Source organism: Nonomuraea sp. NPDC059007, from assembly GCF_042740555.1.
Taxonomy (GTDB): Bacteria; Actinomycetota; Actinomycetes; order Streptosporangiales; family Streptosporangiaceae; genus Nonomuraea.
This window is the reverse complement of the sequence record NZ_JBHYJD010000032.1, coordinates 1-16156: the sequence shown is the minus strand read 5'-3', so window position 1 is coordinate 16156 and position 16156 is coordinate 1. Positions and strand designations below refer to the sequence as shown.

General features: G+C 69.9%; 15 protein-coding genes and 1 tRNA gene. 12 read left to right on the top strand and 4 right to left on the bottom strand.

The window, feature by feature from the left end:
* Positions 1 to 27: 27 nt before the first annotated feature.
* A complete protein-coding gene (locus ACFWY5_RS38765) occupies positions 28 to 966 on the bottom strand; it encodes an acyl-CoA desaturase (protein WP_379622350.1) in 939 nt (312 codons plus the stop codon).
* 148 nt (positions 967 to 1114) lie between these two features.
* Here ACFWY5_RS38765 and ACFWY5_RS38760 point away from each other — a divergent pair, with 148 nt between their 5' ends.
* From ACFWY5_RS38760 to ACFWY5_RS38745, 4 genes are all read left to right on the top strand, one after another.
* Positions 1115 to 1969, top strand: coding sequence for a helix-turn-helix domain-containing protein (locus ACFWY5_RS38760; protein WP_379637815.1), 855 nt, complete (start codon positions 1115 to 1117; stop codon positions 1967 to 1969).
* Between the two features lie 21 nt (positions 1970 to 1990).
* Positions 1991 to 2066, top strand: a tRNA-Gln gene (locus ACFWY5_RS38755).
* A 141-nt stretch (positions 2067 to 2207) separates the two neighbouring features.
* Positions 2208 to 3659, top strand: a complete 1452-nt coding sequence (gene glmU, locus ACFWY5_RS38750) for a bifunctional UDP-N-acetylglucosamine diphosphorylase/glucosamine-1-phosphate N-acetyltransferase GlmU (protein ID WP_379622352.1) — start codon at positions 2208 to 2210, stop codon at positions 3657 to 3659.
* A complete protein-coding gene (locus ACFWY5_RS38745; RefSeq protein ID WP_184967496.1) occupies positions 3656 to 4633 on the top strand; it encodes a ribose-phosphate diphosphokinase in 978 nt (325 codons plus the stop codon). Before glmU ends, ACFWY5_RS38745 begins: the two co-directional genes overlap by 4 nt.
* Here the strand turns inward: ACFWY5_RS38745 and ACFWY5_RS38740 are convergent.
* Positions 4630 to 6099 (bottom strand): alpha/beta fold hydrolase, encoded by a 1470-nt coding sequence (locus ACFWY5_RS38740; RefSeq protein ID WP_379637740.1) that lies wholly within the window; start codon positions 6097 to 6099, stop codon positions 4630 to 4632. The genes ACFWY5_RS38745 and ACFWY5_RS38740 overlap by 4 nt on opposite strands.
* Before the next feature lie 122 nt (positions 6100 to 6221).
* Positions 6222 to 6818, bottom strand: a complete 597-nt coding sequence (locus ACFWY5_RS38735; protein ID WP_379637739.1) for a TetR family transcriptional regulator — start codon at positions 6816 to 6818, stop codon at positions 6222 to 6224.
* Between the two features lie 78 nt (positions 6819 to 6896).
* On the opposite strand from ACFWY5_RS38735, the gene ACFWY5_RS38730 reads away from it, so the two are divergent.
* The 7 genes from ACFWY5_RS38730 (at position 6897) to cysN (ending at position 13983) form a co-directional block, all read left to right on the top strand.
* Positions 6897 to 8084 (top strand): amidohydrolase family protein, encoded by a 1188-nt coding sequence (locus tag ACFWY5_RS38730; RefSeq protein ID WP_379637738.1) that lies wholly within the window; start codon positions 6897 to 6899, stop codon positions 8082 to 8084.
* Between the two features lie 84 nt (positions 8085 to 8168).
* A complete protein-coding gene (locus ACFWY5_RS38725; protein ID WP_379622360.1) occupies positions 8169 to 8786 on the top strand; it encodes a 50S ribosomal protein L25/general stress protein Ctc in 618 nt (205 codons plus the stop codon).
* A 100-nt stretch (positions 8787 to 8886) separates the two neighbouring features.
* Positions 8887 to 9471 carry an aminoacyl-tRNA hydrolase gene (pth, locus tag ACFWY5_RS38720; protein WP_184967504.1) on the top strand — a complete coding sequence of 195 codons (585 nt, stop codon included), beginning with the start codon at positions 8887 to 8889 and terminating at the stop codon, positions 9469 to 9471.
* A 114-nt stretch (positions 9472 to 9585) separates the two neighbouring features.
* The gene (locus ACFWY5_RS38715; RefSeq protein ID WP_379622384.1) at positions 9586 to 11025 is read left to right on the top strand and encodes a sugar transferase; all 1440 of its coding nucleotides are present in this window, start codon (positions 9586 to 9588) and stop codon (positions 11023 to 11025) included.
* Positions 11025 to 11789 (top strand): inositol monophosphatase family protein, encoded by a 765-nt coding sequence (locus ACFWY5_RS38710; RefSeq protein ID WP_379622364.1) that lies wholly within the window; start codon positions 11025 to 11027, stop codon positions 11787 to 11789. Before ACFWY5_RS38715 ends, ACFWY5_RS38710 begins: the two co-directional genes overlap by 1 nt.
* 21 nt (positions 11790 to 11810) lie before the next feature.
* Positions 11811 to 12725, top strand: a complete 915-nt coding sequence (gene cysD / locus ACFWY5_RS38705) for a sulfate adenylyltransferase subunit CysD (RefSeq protein WP_379622366.1) — start codon at positions 11811 to 11813, stop codon at positions 12723 to 12725.
* 1 nt (position 12726) lies between these two features.
* Positions 12727 to 13983 (top strand): sulfate adenylyltransferase subunit CysN, encoded by a 1257-nt coding sequence (gene cysN / locus ACFWY5_RS38700; protein WP_379622368.1) that lies wholly within the window; start codon positions 12727 to 12729, stop codon positions 13981 to 13983.
* Here cysN and ACFWY5_RS38695 read toward each other — a convergent pair.
* Positions 13964 to 14959 carry a YihY/virulence factor BrkB family protein gene (locus tag ACFWY5_RS38695; protein WP_379637736.1) on the bottom strand — a complete coding sequence of 332 codons (996 nt, stop codon included), beginning with the start codon at positions 14957 to 14959 and terminating at the stop codon, positions 13964 to 13966. The genes cysN and ACFWY5_RS38695 overlap by 20 nt on opposite strands.
* A 173-nt stretch (positions 14960 to 15132) precedes the next feature.
* Here ACFWY5_RS38695 and ACFWY5_RS38690 point away from each other — a divergent pair, with 173 nt between their 5' ends.
* Complete coding sequence (locus ACFWY5_RS38690; protein WP_379637735.1) at positions 15133 to 16071, top strand: sulfotransferase; 939 nt, start codon at positions 15133 to 15135, stop codon at positions 16069 to 16071.
* Positions 16072 to 16156 lie beyond the last annotated feature (85 nt).

Sequence of the window (16156 nt, the reverse complement as noted above, 5' to 3'; positions counted from 1 at the left end):
GCAGTGCCCGCCGACACAGCGGTCGCCTCAGGCAATGCGCTTCGCCGCCAGGCGCTCGGGGGTCGGCCAGCGTACGTCGTGGACCCAGCCCAGCTTCTCGAAGATCCGGATCAGGCCGGCGCTGAGGTCGATCTGGCCCTTGAGGGCGCCGTGACGGGCGCAGGTCGGGTCCGAATGGTGCAGGTTGTGCCACGACTCACCGAAGGACGGGATCGCCAGCCACCAGACGTTGCGCGACTTGTCGCGTACCTGGAACTCCTCCTCGCCGAACACGTGGCAGATGGAGTTGATCGACCAGGTGACGTGGTGCAGCAGGCCGATGCGGACCAGCGAGCCCCAGAACAGCGCGGTCAGCGCGCCCTGCCAGGACCAGGTGAGCAGGCCGCCGATGATGCCCGGCAGGAAGATCGAGGTGACGGCCAGCGCCCCGAACCACTTGTGCAGCTTGACGACGTCGTCGTCCTTGACCAGGTCGGGGGCGAACTTCTCCCGGTTGGTCCGCTCGGCGTCGAACATCCAGCCCATGTGGGCGTAGAGCAGGCCCTTCGTCAGCGACTTGAAGCCGGGGCCGAAGCGCCACGGCGAGTGCGGGTCGCCTTCCTTGTCGGAGAACTTGTGGTGCTTGCGGTGGGTGGCCACCCAGTCGAGCACGGACATCTCGAGCGACAGGCTGCCCGCGATGCCGAGCGCGATCTTCAGCGGGCGCTTGGCCTTGAACGAGCCGTGGGTGAAGTACCGGTGCAGGCCGACGGTGACGCCGAGGCCGGAGACGATGTAGAAGACGAAGGCGATCGCCACGTCCGTCCAGCCCAGCCCCCACCCCCACGCGAACGGCACCGCGGCCGCGATGGCGACCAGCGGCAGGCCCACCACCAGGCCGAAGGTCAGAAGCTCGACCTTGGTCCTGGGCTCCGGATCGGCGTCCGGCTTGGGACCGGGAGCGGAACGCTCGGCAACAACGGTCATGGGCTACCTCTCACGACATGTATGGGGAGAATGTCCTGCCTACGCAAACGTAACCTACGCTGTCGTAAGTAAGGAAGCCCTAAGAGTGTCTCTTTACCTCTGAGGGCTGGCCTGCACGTATCTGATCGGATACTATTTTGCCGTGCTGATGAAACGAGACTGGGATCAGATCCGTGCTCGGGCCATCCAGTTGCGGGCCGAGGGCAAGTCCAGGATGCAGATCAAGGACATCCTGGGGCTGACCAGCAACTACCAGCTGACCAAGGTCCTTCGGGGCACCGTCCCGAAGGAGTCGGCGCTGCGCGGCAACGCCAAGGACGATCTGCACGAGAGGGCACGCGAGCTGCGCGCTCAAGGGCGGACGTATCCGGAGATCGCCGCTGAGCTTGGGGTGTCGAAGTCCTCTGTCTCGCTGTGGGTGCGCGACCTGCCGCGGGAGGGGCGGTTGAGCTATGCGGAGTCCCGCAGGCGCAACGACGAGGGCCGACGGCGCTACTGGGCGGAGGAGGGTGCCCGGCGCAGGGCCGAGCGCGAGGATGTCCGTCAGAGAGCGCAAGACGAGATCGGCATACTGTCTGATCGCGAGATCCTGATCGCAGGGGCGATCGCCTACTGGTGTGAGGGGGCGAAGAACAAGCCGCATCGCGCGGACAACCACGTGACCTTCATCAACAGCGATCCGGGGCTGGTGCTGCTCTTCATCCGCTTTCTGGAGGTCGCGGGGGTGCCTCTGGAGAGACTCTACTTCCGCGTGCACATTCACGAGACCGCCGATATCGAGGCCGCCGAACGCTACTGGCTGGAGGTGACGGGGGCCGACAGGAGTCAGTTCCGGAAGACCACGCTGAAGCGTCACAACCCGGCGACGGTCCGCAGGAACAACGGCGAGGACTATCGAGGATGCCTTCGCGTTGACGTCCGTCGAGGTCTGGAGACCTACAAGAAGATCGAAGGATGGGCTCTGGGGGTAATGGTGTCGGCAAGACCCACTCTCGATCGGTAAGCTGTACACCGGCTGAACCGATCCCGGGTCGTCTAACCAGGCAGGACGAGAATTTTTGGTGTTCTTTGTAGGGGTTCGAATCCTCTCCCGGGAGCCATAACAGCAGTTCGAAAGCATGTCAGCAGGGGGCTGAGTCCGCTGTTGCGGTCAGGCAGGTATCCTCAGCGTGTCGGGAGGGTAGCGGTGCGGTAGCCGTACCAGCAACCCTGATCCGTCCAGCCACAGGGAGCCTCAGTCCGTGAGTGTGCCGCGCCCGGCAGCCGTCATCGTCCTCGCCGCAGGCGAGGGCACCCGGATGAAGAGCCAGACCCCGAAAGTCCTCCACGAGGTGTGCGGCCGTGCTTTGGTCGACCACATGCTCGCGGCCGCCCGCGACCTGAAACCCGAGCGGCTGATCGTCGTCATCGGCCATGCGCGCGAGCGCGTCGGCGCCCATCTCGCCGAGACCAGCCCTGACGCGCGCGCCGTCGTGCAGCGCGAGCAGCGCGGGACCGGCCACGCCGTCCGCACGGTGCTGGAGGAGACGGGCACGATCAATGGCACGGTCCTGGTCACGTACGGCGACGTGCCGCTGCTGCGCGCCGAGACGCTCGCCGCGCTGCTCGCCAAGCACGCCGACGACGGCAACGCCGTCACCGTGCTGACCGCGCGGGTGCCCGACCCGACCGGGTACGGGCGGATCGTCCGCGACGAGTCCGGCGCCGTGCTGCAGATCGTCGAGCACAAGGACGCCACCGACGACCAGCGCGCCATCGACGAGATGAACTCCGGCATCTACGCCTTCGACGGCCTCCTGCTGGCCGACGCGGTCAAGAGGGTGTCGACGGACAATGCGCAGGGCGAGGAGTACCTCACCGACGTGCTGTCGATCCTGCGCGAGGACGGTCACCGCGTCGGCGCGCACGTGGCCGCCGACTACGCCGAGGTCGAGGGCGTCAACGACCGCGTGCAGCTGGCGTTCGTGCGCAAGGTGCTCAACCAGCGCGTGCTCGAGTCCCACATGCGCGGCGGCGTCACCGTCGTCGACCCGGCCTCCACCTGGGTCGACGTCCAGGTACGGCTGGCGCCCGACGCCGTGATCCACCCCGGCACCCAGCTCCACGGCGAGACCGTCGTGGGGGAGGGCGCCGAGATCGGCCCGGCCACCACGCTCACCGACACCACCGTCGGCCCCGGCGCCGTCGTGCGCAACGCGGTCTGCGACAACGCCGAGATCGGCCCCGACGCCAGCGTCGGCCCGTACGCCTACCTGCGCCCCGGTACCGTCCTCGGCCGCAAGTCCAAGGCCGGGACGTTCGTGGAGATGAAGAACACCCAGGTCGGCGAGCGTTCCAAGGTGCCGCACCTGTCGTACGCGGGCGACGCCACGATCGGCGACGACGTGAACATCGGCGCCGCGGTGATCTTCGTCAACTACGACGGCGTGAACAAACATCGCACCACCGTGCGCGACGGCGCGTTCGTGGGGTGCGACAGCATGCTCGTCGCCCCGGTGACGGTCGGAGACGGCGCCTACACGGCTGCCGGGTCCGTCATCGACGGCGACGTGCCACCCGGAGCGATCGGGGTGGCGAGAGCGCGGCAGCGCAACATCGAGAAATGGGTCTTGCGCAGGCGCGCGGGCACGAAATCGGCCGCGGCCGCCGAAAGGGCGCTGGCCGAGCAAGAGCAGCGGGAGAGTGGCACGTGACCAGCATCAAGCAGCCAGGTGAGAAAGAGCTGATGCTCTTCTCCGGCCGGGCCTACCCCGAGCTGGCGGAGGAAGTGGCCAACAACGTCGGCGTGTCGCTCACCCCGACCAAGCTCCACGACTTCGCCAACGGCGAGATCTACGCCCGCTACCTGGAGTCGGTACGCGGCTGCGACGCCTTCGTCATCCAGAGCCACACCGCGCCCATCAACAAGTGGATCATGGAACAGCTCATCATGGTCGACGCGCTGAAGCGGGCCTCCGCCAAGCGCATCACCGTGGTCATGCCGTTCTTCGGCTACGCCCGTCAGGACAAGAAGGGCCGCGGCCGCGAGCCGATCACCGCCCGCCTGATGGCCGACATGTTCAAGACCGCGGGCGCCGACCGGCTGATGTCGATCGACCTGCACACCTCGCAGATCCAGGGCTTCTTCGACGGCCCGGTGGACCACCTGTTCGCCATGCCCGTCCTTGAGCGCTACCTCAAGGACAAGCTCGACCTGGAGAACACCACGATCGTCTCGCCCGACACCGGCCGCGTGCGGCTGTCGGAGCGCTGGGCGGACACGCTCGGCACCCCGATGGCCTTCATCCACAAGCGCCGCGACCTCGACGTGGCCAACCAGGTGAAGGTCAACGAGGTGGTCGGCAAGGTGCGCGGCCGTACCTGTGTGCTGATCGACGACATGATCGACACGGCCGGCACCATCTGCAAGGCCGCCGACGCCCTCTACGAGCAGGGGGCCACCGACGTGATCGTGGCGGCCACCCACGCCGTCTTCTCCGACCCGGCCGTCGACCGGCTGAAGAACTCGCGCATCTCCGAGGTCATCGTGACCAACACGCTGCCGCTGCGCGAGCACCAGCTCTTCGACAAGCTGACCGTGCTGTCCATCGCCCCGCTGATCGCCCGCGCGATCACCGAGGTCTTCAGCGACGGCAGCGTCACGAGCCTGTTCGAGGGCGACTCCTAGGTACGGCAGGTGAGGTCGGCTGCGGGCAGGACGCCGTCGCGGAAGTAGGTGTTGACCGCCTCCTCCACGCAGGCGTTCCGCAGCCGGCCCAGGATTCCGTGCATGCGCACGTCCTGCAGCGTGACCAGCCGTGAGCCCGACATGGCCCGCCGCAGCGCCACTCCTTCCTGGTAGACGGTCCTGGTGTCCTGCGTGGCCTGCACGATCAGCGCGGGCACGTCGTTGCGCACCACGGTCCGCGGCTCCAGCGGCGCCCGCCAGAACGCGCATGCCGTGATGTTGTTCGCGTAGGCCCCGAACACCGGCTGCGTGGCCCGGCTGCGCTGGATGCCGCGCCAGTACCGCTCCGGATTCCGCGGCACGGCTGTGTCGCCGCAGATCACCGCCCCCTGGCTGGAGAGGTCCTGCGGCTCGCCGTTCAGGTGCAGGCGCAGTTCTTGGTCGAAGTCGGCGGCCGGCTGGACGGGCTTGCCCTCGGCCGCGTCGGCGATCTGCCGGACCCGCGCCGCCAGGTGGGCGTTGTAGCGGGCGTCCTGCAGCAGCGTGAACAGCGTCATCGGCAGGAACCGCTCGTCCAGCAGGTGCGTGCCGATCCGGATGGGTGACCTGGCCGCCTGCCCGACCAGGCTCTCGACCCGGGCCCGTACCTGCGCGCCGGTCGTGCCGAGGCCGTAGTCGGCGTCGCGGGCCGCGGTCCAGGCGGCCCAGTCGTCGAGCGCGGCCTCGTTGACCGGCCCCTGCTTCCTGATCGACGCGGCCATGTAGGAGGCGGGATCGACCGCGCTGTCCAGCACGATCCGGTCGGTACGCCGCGGGAACATCTGCGTGTAGACCGCGCCGAGGTAGGTGCCGTAGGAGAAGCCCAGGTAGGAGGTCTTGGGTTCGCCGAGGGCGCCGCGGATGACGTCCATGTCACGCGCGGTGTTGCGGGTGGTGATGTGGGCGATCCGGTCGCCCTCCTTCTGCTCGCACCGCCGCGCGAGATCTTCCTGGGTCCGTACGGCGTCGCGGAAGTCCCGCCTGGTGAGCCCGGCCGACCAGAGCATGTGCCCGACGGGCCAGTCGCAGTCGATCGCCGCGCTGCGCCCGACGCCCCGCGGGTCCATGCCGATCAGGTCGTAGCGTGAGGCGACCTCGGGGGTCAGGCCGCCGCGTACGTACAGCATGAAGTGCAGCCCCGCCCCGCCCGGCCCGCCGGGGTTGGAGAGCATGATCCCGCGCCGCCGCGCGGTGTCGCTCGCCTTGATCCTGGAGATCGCGATCTTGAGGGTACGGCCCCGCGGCGCGGAGTAGTCCAAGGGCACCTCGACCTGGGCGCACTGGGCGCCCGCCTGGTCCAGGGCGGTGTCTTCGCAGGCGGTCCACGTGACCTCCTGCCCGTAGAAGCGGCCGAGGGTGTTGTCGGCGTGGGAGACGCCGGTCAGCGTCCCGGTTCCCACCGCGAGCGCGGTGAGCACAGTGAGCACAGCAGCTACCCGTTTCATTCATCGTCCTCAGATAAGGGGATTTCCGGGCACGCCGATGCCGGCCTCGCGCACCCCGAAGGAACACAAGCAACCGTAGTTGACTAATTTCGCCTTAGTCAACCTCAGTTGCTAATGCCGCGCACGATCGCGTCGGTGAGCGCCCTCGCCTCCCTCGCGGGCGAGAACAACGTGGGGCAGGCCAGCCAGGTGGCCGCGGTGCCGTTGGCCGCGGCGATGATCGCGAGCGCCGCGGTGTCCGGGCTGACGCCGGGCCGCAGCTCGGAGGTGCTCAGCAGCCCGGACAGCTGCCGCCGCCAGCCCTCCATGACGACCTGCTTGTCGTGCAGGCCCTTCTCCAGTTCGGGCACGCCCTCGGCGCTGCGCATGGACAGCGCGTAGACCTGGCGGAACGTCGTGTCCTCCTCCAGCGCGGTGAAGAACGCCATGAGGAAGCCGCCGACCCGCTCGACGGGCGGTTCCGGGCCGTCGAGCCTGCTCCAGACGGGCGTCGCCGCCTCGGCCCACAGCTCGTTGATCGCCGCCAGGCAGAGCGTGGCCTTGTCGGTGAAGTGGTGGTAGAGGGCGCCGCGGGTGAGTCCCGCCCGTGCGGCGATGCTGTTCAGGGTCGCCGTCGCGAAGCCGCGTTCCGCGAACTCCGCCAGGGCCGCGACCAGCAGGGATCGGCGGGTTTCCGCGGCCTCCTCGGCGGTTCTGCGCATGACGCCCAGATTCTCATACGTGTCGGCATGTATGCTCGCTCTAATGATACGTGCTGACATGTATGTAAAGGAGATGCGATGCTGCAGTTCCGCGACGTCAAGGTGTTCGACGGGGAGAGGCTCCTCCCGTCCACGCACGTCACGATCGACGAGGGCCTGATCGCCGCGATCGGGCCGGCCGAGGCGCCGGGGGCGGCGGTCGTCGAGGGCCGCGGCGCGACGCTGCTGCCCGGCCTGATCGACGCGCACGCCCACGTCTTCCCCGGCGACCTGGAGCAGGCCGCGGCGTTCGGGGTCACGACCGTGCTCGACATGATGGCCGACCCCGTCGAGATCGCGAAGCTCCGCTGTGCCCGCGACGGGGCGGACCTGCGCAGCGCGGGCACCGCGGCCACGGTCCCCGGCGGCTACGGCTGGTACCTCGTCGAGATGGGACTCCTGCCGCCCTTCCCGACGCTCACCGGTCCCGATCGGGCGGCCGCCTTCGTCGCGGACAGGATCGCCGAGGGTTCCGACTACCTCAAGATCATGCTCGACGACGGCTCGACCGCGGGCATGCCGACCCCGACGCTCACCGGCGAGACCCTGCGCGCGCTTGTCGCCGCCGCGCACGACCACGGCGTCCTGGCCGTCGTCCACGCGCTGAACGCCGGCTCCGCCCGGCTGGCCGCCGAAGCCGGGGCCGACGTGCTCGGGCACCTGTTCGTGGACGCGCCGGACCCCGAACTCGCCCACGAACTGGCCGACCGGGGGACCGTGGTCATCCCTACGCTGGCCGTACTGGGAGAGCTGTTCGGCGAGCCGCGCGGCGGGCAGCTCGCCGCGGACCCCCGCGTCGCGCCCCACCTGGGCGAAGGGGCGCGGCGGATGCTCACCACGGGGCCCGTGCCGCTCGGCGAGGGCGCGCGGCACGACGTCACCGTGGCCACGCGCACCCTGGCGGAACTCCTCGACGCCGGCGTCACCGTGCTGGCGGGCTCGGACGCCTCCAACGTCGGAACCGCCCACGGAGCCACACTCCACGACGAACTACGCCGGCTCGTGGCCGCCGGGATGACCCCGGGCCAGGCCCTGACCGCCGCCACCGCGGCGCCCGCCCGCCACTTCGGCCTCGCCGACCGGGGCAGGATCGCGCCGGGACTCCGCGCCGACCTGCTCCTGGTCGACGGCGACCCGACGGCCGACATCGACCGCACCCTCGACATCCTCGGCGTCTGGCGCGGCGGCAGGCGGCTGATGCGGGGCACGGATGCGGGTAGACTGTGAGGGTTGCGCTCGTAACGCCTCCCGCTAGGGCGGGTCAGGGGGAGCGCAGAGAAACTCCGCCAACGTGCATCCCTAGGAGATGTCGTGTCTGAAGTACGTATCGCCGCTGAGGCTCGCACCGAGTTCGGCAAGGGCGCCGCCCGCAAGATCCGCCGCGCCGACAAGGTGCCCGCCGTCCTCTACGGTCACGGCATCGACCCCAAGCATCTCACGCTGCCCGGTCACGAGGTCCTGCTCGCCCTGCGCACCGCCAACGTCCTGATCCACCTCAAGGGCGAGGGCGTCGACGAGCTGGCGCTGCCCAAGGGCGTCCAGCGCGACCCGATCAAGGGCTTCGTGGAGCACCTCGACCTGCTCCTGGTCAAGCGCGGCGAGAAGGTCACCGTCGAGATCCCCGTCACCACCGTCGGTGACGTCGACTCCGAGGGCATCCTCGACCAGCAGCTCATGAGCATCGGCGTCGAGGCCGAGGCCACCCACATCCCCACCGGCATCGAGGTCGACGTCGAGGGCTTCGCGGTCGGCCGCGTCGTCACCGCCGCCGACCTGGCCGTGCCGCAGGGCTCCTCGCTGGCCGCCGACCCGGAGACCGTCGTCCTCCAGGTCATCGCCAAGCCGACCGAGGCCGCCGACGAGGACGAGGCCGCCGAGGGCGAGACCGCCGTCGCCACCGAGGCCGCCGAGGGCGAGAGCGCCGAGTAACACCCACGTTCACCGCACGGGGCGGCCGGGATCATCCGGCTGCCCCGTCGTGGTGTTCTCGTAGAGTTACGGCAGGCCGCCACCTGAACAAGGAGTCGCATTGGACCGCTGGCTGATCGTCGGGCTGGGCAATCCCGGCGACGAATACGCGGGAAACCGGCACAACGCCGGATTCATGGTGCTCGACGAGCTGGCCGCCCGCGCGGGAGGCAAGTTCAAGGCCCACAAGAGCCGCTCCGCCGTCCTGGAGACGCGGCCGGCGATCCTGGCCAAGCCCCTCACCTACATGAACCTCTCCGGCGGCCCCGCCAAACTCCTCGCCGACTTCTACAAGGTCGCCCCCGAGCGGATGATCGTCGTGCACGACGAGCTGGACGTCCCCTACGGGGCGCTGCGCGCCAAGCTGGGCGGCGGCGACAACGGCCACAACGGGCTGAAGTCCATCACCAAGGTCTTCGGCACCCGCGACTACCTGCGCGTCCGCTTCGGCATCGGCCGTCCGCCCGGCCGCATGGACCCGGCCGCGTACGTGCTCAAGGACTTCGCCACCGCCGAGCGCAAGGACCTCGCCTTCCTCGTCGACCGCGCCGCGGACGTGGTGGAGTCGCTCATGGAACGCGGCCTCGAAGTCACCCAGAACGAGTTCCACCGGTCAGACCTCAATATTTCCGGCCCTCCACGCTGATCACCACGTAAGGCCGTTCGCGATCCGGCCGACGTTGCCCGCCGCTACTATCTGGTGACCATTCGTTGACGGTCGGTCACGGGGAGGCGCGGCGTGAGCAAGGGCGAGGTGCTGATGGCCGTCGTCCGTGCGCATCCTGAGCTCGTCTGGCAGTCCGCTCCCGGCGTGCCCGGCTGGGTCCGCGCCTACCGGGTGCGGGCGCTGGTGGCCGATCTGGGCGGCGCGGGCGCGGGCGCGGCGCTGGCCTTCTTCGCCCGCTTCGGCGAGCTGACTCCCTACGCCGCGCCGTACCTGCTGCTGAGCGTGGCCCTGCCGCTGGCCTGGGTCTGCGCGAACGCGCTCAACCGCGCCTACGAGCCGCGCATGTTCGGCGTCGGGCCCGAGGAGTTCCAGCGCGTCGTGCGCTGCGGCCTCGCCCTGACCGCCGCCACCGCCATCGTCGCCTACCTCACCAAGACCGACGTCGCGCGCGGCTACGTCGTGCTCGCCCTGCCCCTCACCACCCTGCTCACCCTCATCTTCCGGTACTGCTTGCGCCGCGCCCTGCACCGGCGCAGGGCGCGCGGCGAGTGCATGCGCCGCGTGGTCGCCGTCGGGCACCGCGCCTCGATCGCCGAGCTCGTCGAGCGGTTCCGGCGCGAGCGCTACCACGGCATGGAGGTGGTGGCCGCCTGCCTGCCCGAGGACGCGCCGGGCGACGACGTGGCGGGGGTGCCGGTGGCAGGCGGGTTCAGTGACGCGCCGCTGGTGGTGGAGCAGTCGGGGGCCGACTCCGTCGCCGTGCTCGCCTGCCCCGAGATGGACGGCGTGGCCCTGCGGCGGCTGGCCTGGCGGCTGGAGCGCACCCACACCGAACTGGTCGTCGCGCCCGCCCTCATGGAGGTCGCCGGGCCGCGCACCACCATCCGCCCGGCGGCCGGGCTGGCATTGCTGCACGTGGAGCATCCGGAGCTGGCAGGGGCGAGGCAACTGGTGAAGAACGTCTTCGACCGGCTCGTGGCCGCCTCGCTGCTGGTGGCGCTGTCGCCGTTGCTGGCAGGGCTGGCGGTGGCCGTACGGGCGAGTAGTTCCGGACCCGCGCTGTTCCGGCAGACGCGCGTCGGCCGCGACGGCGCGCTGTTCACGATCGTGAAGTTCCGCACCATGCGGCAGGGCGCGGAGCACCAGAAGCTCACCCTCGTCAGCGACGCCGACGGGGTGCTGTTCAAGGTGCGCAACGACCCGCGCGTGACCTCGCTGGGCGCGCTGATGCGGCGGCACTCGCTCGACGAGCTGCCCCAGCTGATCAACGTGGTGTGCGGGCACATGTCGCTCGTCGGCCCCCGCCCGCCGCTGCCCGAGGAGGTCGAGCGCTACGGCGACGACGTCCGGCGGCGGCTGCTGGTGCGCCCGGGGCTGACGGGGCTGTGGCAGGTGAGCGGCAGATCTGATCTGTCGTGGGAGGAATCCGTCCGCCTCGACCTGCGTTACGTTGAGAACTGGTCCCTCATGCTGGACCTCCAGATCCTGTGGAAGACTTGGTCGGCCGTCGCCCGCGGGCAAGGAGCTTATTGATGACGATTCGCGACGACCACGCCCTCGCCTCCGATCTCGCCGACGAGGCGGGGCGGCGGCTGCTGGAGATCCGCGAGCGCGAAGGGTTCGGCGAGGCGCCGGCGCTGCGCAAAGCCGGTGACCGGGGCGCCCACCTCTATCTGATGGAGGCGCTGGCCCGGCTGCGGCCGAGCGACAGCGTGCTGTCGGAGGAGGCCACCCGCGAGGAGCGGGAGGACCCGCGCAGGCAGCGCGCCGAGCGGGTGTGGATCGTCGACCCGCTCGACGGCACCCGCGAGTTCGCCGAGGAGGGCCGCGCCGACTGGGCCGTCCACGTGGCGCTGTGGGAGCGCGGGGCGCTGGCCGCGGGCGCGGTGGCGCTGCCCGCGCAGGGGCGTACGCTCACCACCGGTGAGCCGCCGAAGCTGCCCGCCTATGACAAGGGCAGGTTCAGGATCGCCGTCAGCCGTACCAGGCCGCCGGAGTTCGTGCAAAGACTTGCCTATCTCGTCGGGGCCGACCTGGTGCCCATCGGCTCGGCCGGAGCGAAGATCTCCGCGGTGCTCACCGGAGACGTCGAGGCCTACGTTCACGCAGGCGGACAGTATGAATGGGACTCCGCCGCGCCGGTCGCCGTAGCCCAGGCGGCGGGCGCCCATGCCAGCCGGATCGACGGCTCGAAGCTGACCTACAACCAGGCGGACCCCTCACTACCAGATATCCTTGTTTCCCTACCTGAGCTGGCGCCAACGTTGCTCGCCGGAATTCGGGACCTGCACCGCTGACACCACGCCGGAGGAAGCCCCATGCTCCAGCGCGACTACACCACGTCGCAGCTAGACGTTCTCGAGGCCGAGGCCATTCACATCATGCGTGAAGTGGCCGCCGAGTTCGAGCGTCCCTGTTTGCTCTTCTCCGGCGGCAAAGACTCGATCGTCATGCTCCGCATCGCCGAGAAGGCCTTCTGGCCCGCGCCACTGCCCTTCCCGCTGATGCACGTCGACACCGGGCACAACTTCGACGAGGTCATCGAGTACCGCGACCGCAGGGCCGCCGAACTCGGCGCCCGCCTGGTCGTCGCCAGCGTGCAGGCGTCGATCGACGCCGGCCGGGTCACCGAGGAGACCGGGCGGCGTGCCTCGCGCAACCGCCTGCAGACCACGACGCTGCTCGACGCGATCGAGGAGCACGAGTTCGACGCGGTCTTCGGCGGCGCCCGCCGCGACGAGGAGAAAGCCAGGGCCAAGGAGCGCGTCTTCTCCTTCCGCGACGACTTCGGCCAGTGGGACCCCAAGAACCAGCGCCCCGAGCTGTGGAACCTCTACAACTCCCGCATCCGCAAGGGCGAGCACATCCGGGTCTTCCCGCTGTCCAACTGGACCGAGCTCGACATCTGGGACTACATCCGCCGCGAGGGCATCGAGATCCCCTCGATCTACTACGCCCACACCCGCAAGGTGTTCGAGCGCGACGGCATGCTGCTGCCCGACGCGCCGGTCGTGTCGCGCGGCGACGACGAGCCGCTGTTCGAGGCCGTCGTGCGCTACCGCACCGTCGGCGACATGACCTGCACCGGCGCCGTCCAGTCGGCCGCCGCCACGGTCGAGGAGATCATCGAGGAGATCGCGGCCACCCGCATCACCGAGCGCGGCGCCACCAGGGCCGACGACCGCGCCTCAGAAGCCGCAATGGAAGACCGCAAGCGCGAGGGCTACTTCTAAGATGGACATTCTTCGTTTCGCCACCGCCGGCTCCGTCGACGACGGAAAGTCCACCCTCATCGGGCGCCTGCTCTTCGACTCCAAGGCGATCTTCGAGGACCAGTTGGAGGCGGTCGAGCGCACCTCGCGCGACCGCGGCACCGAGTACACCGACCTGTCGCTGCTCACCGACGGCCTGCGGGCCGAGCGCGAGCAGGGCATCACCATCGACGTCGCCTACCGCTACTTCGCGACCCCGCGACGCAAGTTCATCATCGCCGACACCCCGGGCCACATCCAGTACACCCGGAACATGGTCACCGGCGCCTCCACCGCCGACCTGGCCATCATCCTCATCGACGCCCGCAAGGGCGTGCTGGAGCAGTCGCGCCGCCACGCGTTCCTGACCACGCTGCTGCGGGTGCCGCACCTGGTGCTCGCGGTCAACAAGATGGACCTGGTCGACTACTCGGAGGAGCGCTTCGAGGAGATCCGCGAGGAGTTCACCTCCTTCGCCTCCAAGCTCAACGTGACCGACCTGACCTTCATCCCAATCTCCGCGCTCCACGGCGACAACGTCGTGTCCCGCTCGGAGACCATGCCCTGGTACCACGGCAGCTCGCTGCTCCACCACCTGGAGAACGTGCACATCGCCTCCGACCGGAACCTGGTCGACGTGCGCTTCCCGGTCCAGTACGTCATCCGGCCGCACAAGACCGAGTTCCACGACTACCGGGGCTACGCGGGCCAGGTGGCCGGCGGCGTCCTGAAGCCCGGCGACGAGGTGCTCCACCTGCCCTCCGGCCTGACCAGCAGGATCGCCTCCATCGACACCTACGACGGGCCCGTCGAGGAGGCGTTCCCGCCCATGTCGGTGACGCTGCGCCTGGAAGACGAGATCGACATCTCGCGCGGCGACATGATCTGCCGGCCCAACAACCAGCCGAGCGCCGCGCAGGAGCTGGAGGCGATGGTCTGCTGGATGACCGACACCACCAAGCTCGCGCCCCGCTCCAAGCTGGTCATCAAGCACACCACCCGCACCGCGCGGGCGATGGTGCGCGAGCTGCACTACCGGCTCGACGTCAACACGCTCCACCGCGACGAGACCGCGACCGGGCTCGGCCTGAACGAGATCGGGCGGGTGTCGCTGCGGGTGACGCAGCCGCTGTTCGTGGACGACTACGCGCGCAACCGGGCGACCGGCGGCTTCATCCTGGTCGACGAGACCACCAACACCACGGTGGGCGCCGGCATGGTCATCTCCGCCGGCGTCTGAGCAGGCCGTACGCGGTACGGAGGGCGGCGATGCCGGCCGCCCCCACCGCGCCGACCAGAGGCTCGCGTTCCTCCAGGGCGCTCGGCCCCACGTCCGGCAGGGCGGGGCCGGGCTCCCCGGCCCGTGCCGCCTCCAACTGCGCCGCGAACGCCAGCCCCAGGAACAGCGCGATCGAGCTCAGGAACGCCCACAGCAGCAGCGCCATCACCGTGGTCAGCGGGCCGTAGGTGCTGCCGAAGGTGCCGCTCCTGTCCGTGTAGAGGGCCAGGGCGAGCGTGAACGAGGTCCACAACACCAGCGTCACCAGCGCCCCGAACGCCAGCCACGTGTGGCCGGGCTGCCGCCGCCTGGGCGCCGCCCGGAACAGTACCGACGTGGACACCAGCGCCAGCAGGAACCCCACCGGCCAGCGCACCACGTCGAACGCCAGATGTTGCCCGGAGGTCCAGCCCCACACCTGTGCCAGCGCGCCACCGATCGCGGCGCCGCCGACCATGGCCACGAAGCCGGTCACCATGAGGGCGCCGGCGGTCAGGGCCAGGATGACGGCTCTGCCGTACTTGCGGGGGAAGGGTCTGTCGCGCTCCATGCCGTAGATGCGGTTGGCGCCGCGCTCGACCTGGGCCATCGTGGACGTCAGCGAGACCAGCGAGGTGGCCAGGCCCAGCCACAGGGCCAGCGCGTCGCGCCGCGAGCCGCCGCCGAGGACGTCGATGACCGAGGCGCCCCCTTCGCCCGGCGCCAGGCGGCTGAGGGAGAGCTGGAGGACCTGGCCGAGTTGTTCCTGGTGGGTGACGGAGCTGAGGCCGACCAGGGCGATGGCGCCCGGGATGATCGACAGGCACATCTGGAACGCCAGGGCTCTGGAGTGGCTCATGCCGTCGCCGTACCGGAACCGGACGAACGAGTCATGGGCCAGGCGGCGCATGCCGTACTCGCGCAGGGTGGTCCACGCATGATCGGCGGAAAGCTCCATCGTGCGTGTTTGGGGTACTAATGTCGCGGATCCCACGCCGCACAGCTAACCACCGTGGGGGAGTCCTCGGCGACTTCGAACGCCAGGTAGATCATTTGGGCTTTCGGTGACTGCGCGATTACTCCGCGCTACTGTCTCCCACGTTCCGTATTCACGAGGTTAGGTCCCTGTCCGTGACTGACCGTTCGCCCGCCCCCGGGGTGATCTTCCTGGGCGGCCTTGGCCGCAGTGGCACCACGCTGCTGGAGCGGTTGCTCGGCGAGTCGCCGGGCGTGACCGCGCTGGGCGAGGTGGCCCATCTGTGGGCCAGAGGCGTGCTCGCGGGGGAGCCGTGCGGGTGCGGTGCGGGGTTCGCACTGTGTGACTTCTGGCGGCGGGTGGGGGAGCGGGCGTTCGGCGGATGGTCGCCGGTGCTGGCCGAGCGGGTGCTGGGGCTGCGCGACCGCGTCGACCGGACCCGGCGCATTCCGCGCATGAGGCATCGCGACCTCGACGAGTACGTGCGTGCCTATCGCCGCGTCTACACGGCCGCGGCCTCGGTGGCCGGGTCTCGTCTGGTGATCGACTCCAGCAAGCACGCCTCGCTGGCGTGGTGCCTGGCCGCCGGGGGCGTGGACGTGCACGTCGTCCATGTGGTGCGCGACCCTCGGGCGGTGGCCCACTCCTGGCGGCGCAGCGTCGAACGTCCCGAGGACGGGCGGCCCATGACCCGCTGGGGCCCGATCCGCACCTCCCTTCACTGGACCGCCCAGAACCTCGCGCTCGACCTGCTGTCGCGGCGCGGTGTGCCGGTCACCCGGGTCCGATACGAAGATCTGCTCGCCGACCCGCGCGCGACCCTCACCGGCCTCGCCGCCCGCCTCGGTCTCGACCCTGCCTTCCCGCACCTGGACGGCTCGCTCGCGACCCTGGGCCCGGCCCACACGGCGTCGGGCAACCCCATGCGGTTCACCATCGGCCCGGTCAGGCTGATCCGGGACGACTCGTGGAACACCGGCTGGCCCCGCCACCTGGTCGCCGCCCTGACCAAACCCCTCATGCGCCGGTACGGCTACCGCCCCGGCGATCTGAACGGCGGCGTCCCGATGCGGGGCGGGGAGGAGGCTGCCTAATGCTTCTGTCAAGCTGCGGTGCGGATCTGGTGCCCGGGGTCGTAGGGCTTGCGGGTGCGCAAGATGGCGTGCAGGACGTTGATGC

Coding starts and splice junctions, on each gene's coding strand:
- ACFWY5_RS38730 (WP_379637738.1), top strand. CDS start 6,897: ATGCTGCAGTTCCGCGACGTCAAGGTGTTCGACGGGGAGAGGCTCCTC.
- ACFWY5_RS38695 (WP_379637736.1), bottom strand. CDS start 14,959: ATGGAGCTTTCCGCCGATCATGCGTGGACCACCCTGCGCGAGTACGGC.
- cysN (WP_379622368.1), top strand. CDS start 12,727: ATGGACATTCTTCGTTTCGCCACCGCCGGCTCCGTCGACGACGGAAAG.
- ACFWY5_RS38710 (WP_379622364.1), top strand. CDS start 11,025: ATGACGATTCGCGACGACCACGCCCTCGCCTCCGATCTCGCCGACGAG.
- ACFWY5_RS38760 (WP_379637815.1), top strand. CDS start 1,115: ATGAAACGAGACTGGGATCAGATCCGTGCTCGGGCCATCCAGTTGCGG.
- ACFWY5_RS38735 (WP_379637739.1), bottom strand. CDS start 6,818: ATGCGCAGAACCGCCGAGGAGGCCGCGGAAACCCGCCGATCCCTGCTG.
- cysD (WP_379622366.1), top strand. CDS start 11,811: ATGCTCCAGCGCGACTACACCACGTCGCAGCTAGACGTTCTCGAGGCC.
- ACFWY5_RS38765 (WP_379622350.1), bottom strand. CDS start 966: ATGACCGTTGTTGCCGAGCGTTCCGCTCCCGGTCCCAAGCCGGACGCC.
- ACFWY5_RS38715 (WP_379622384.1), top strand. CDS start 9,586: ATGGCCGTCGTCCGTGCGCATCCTGAGCTCGTCTGGCAGTCCGCTCCC.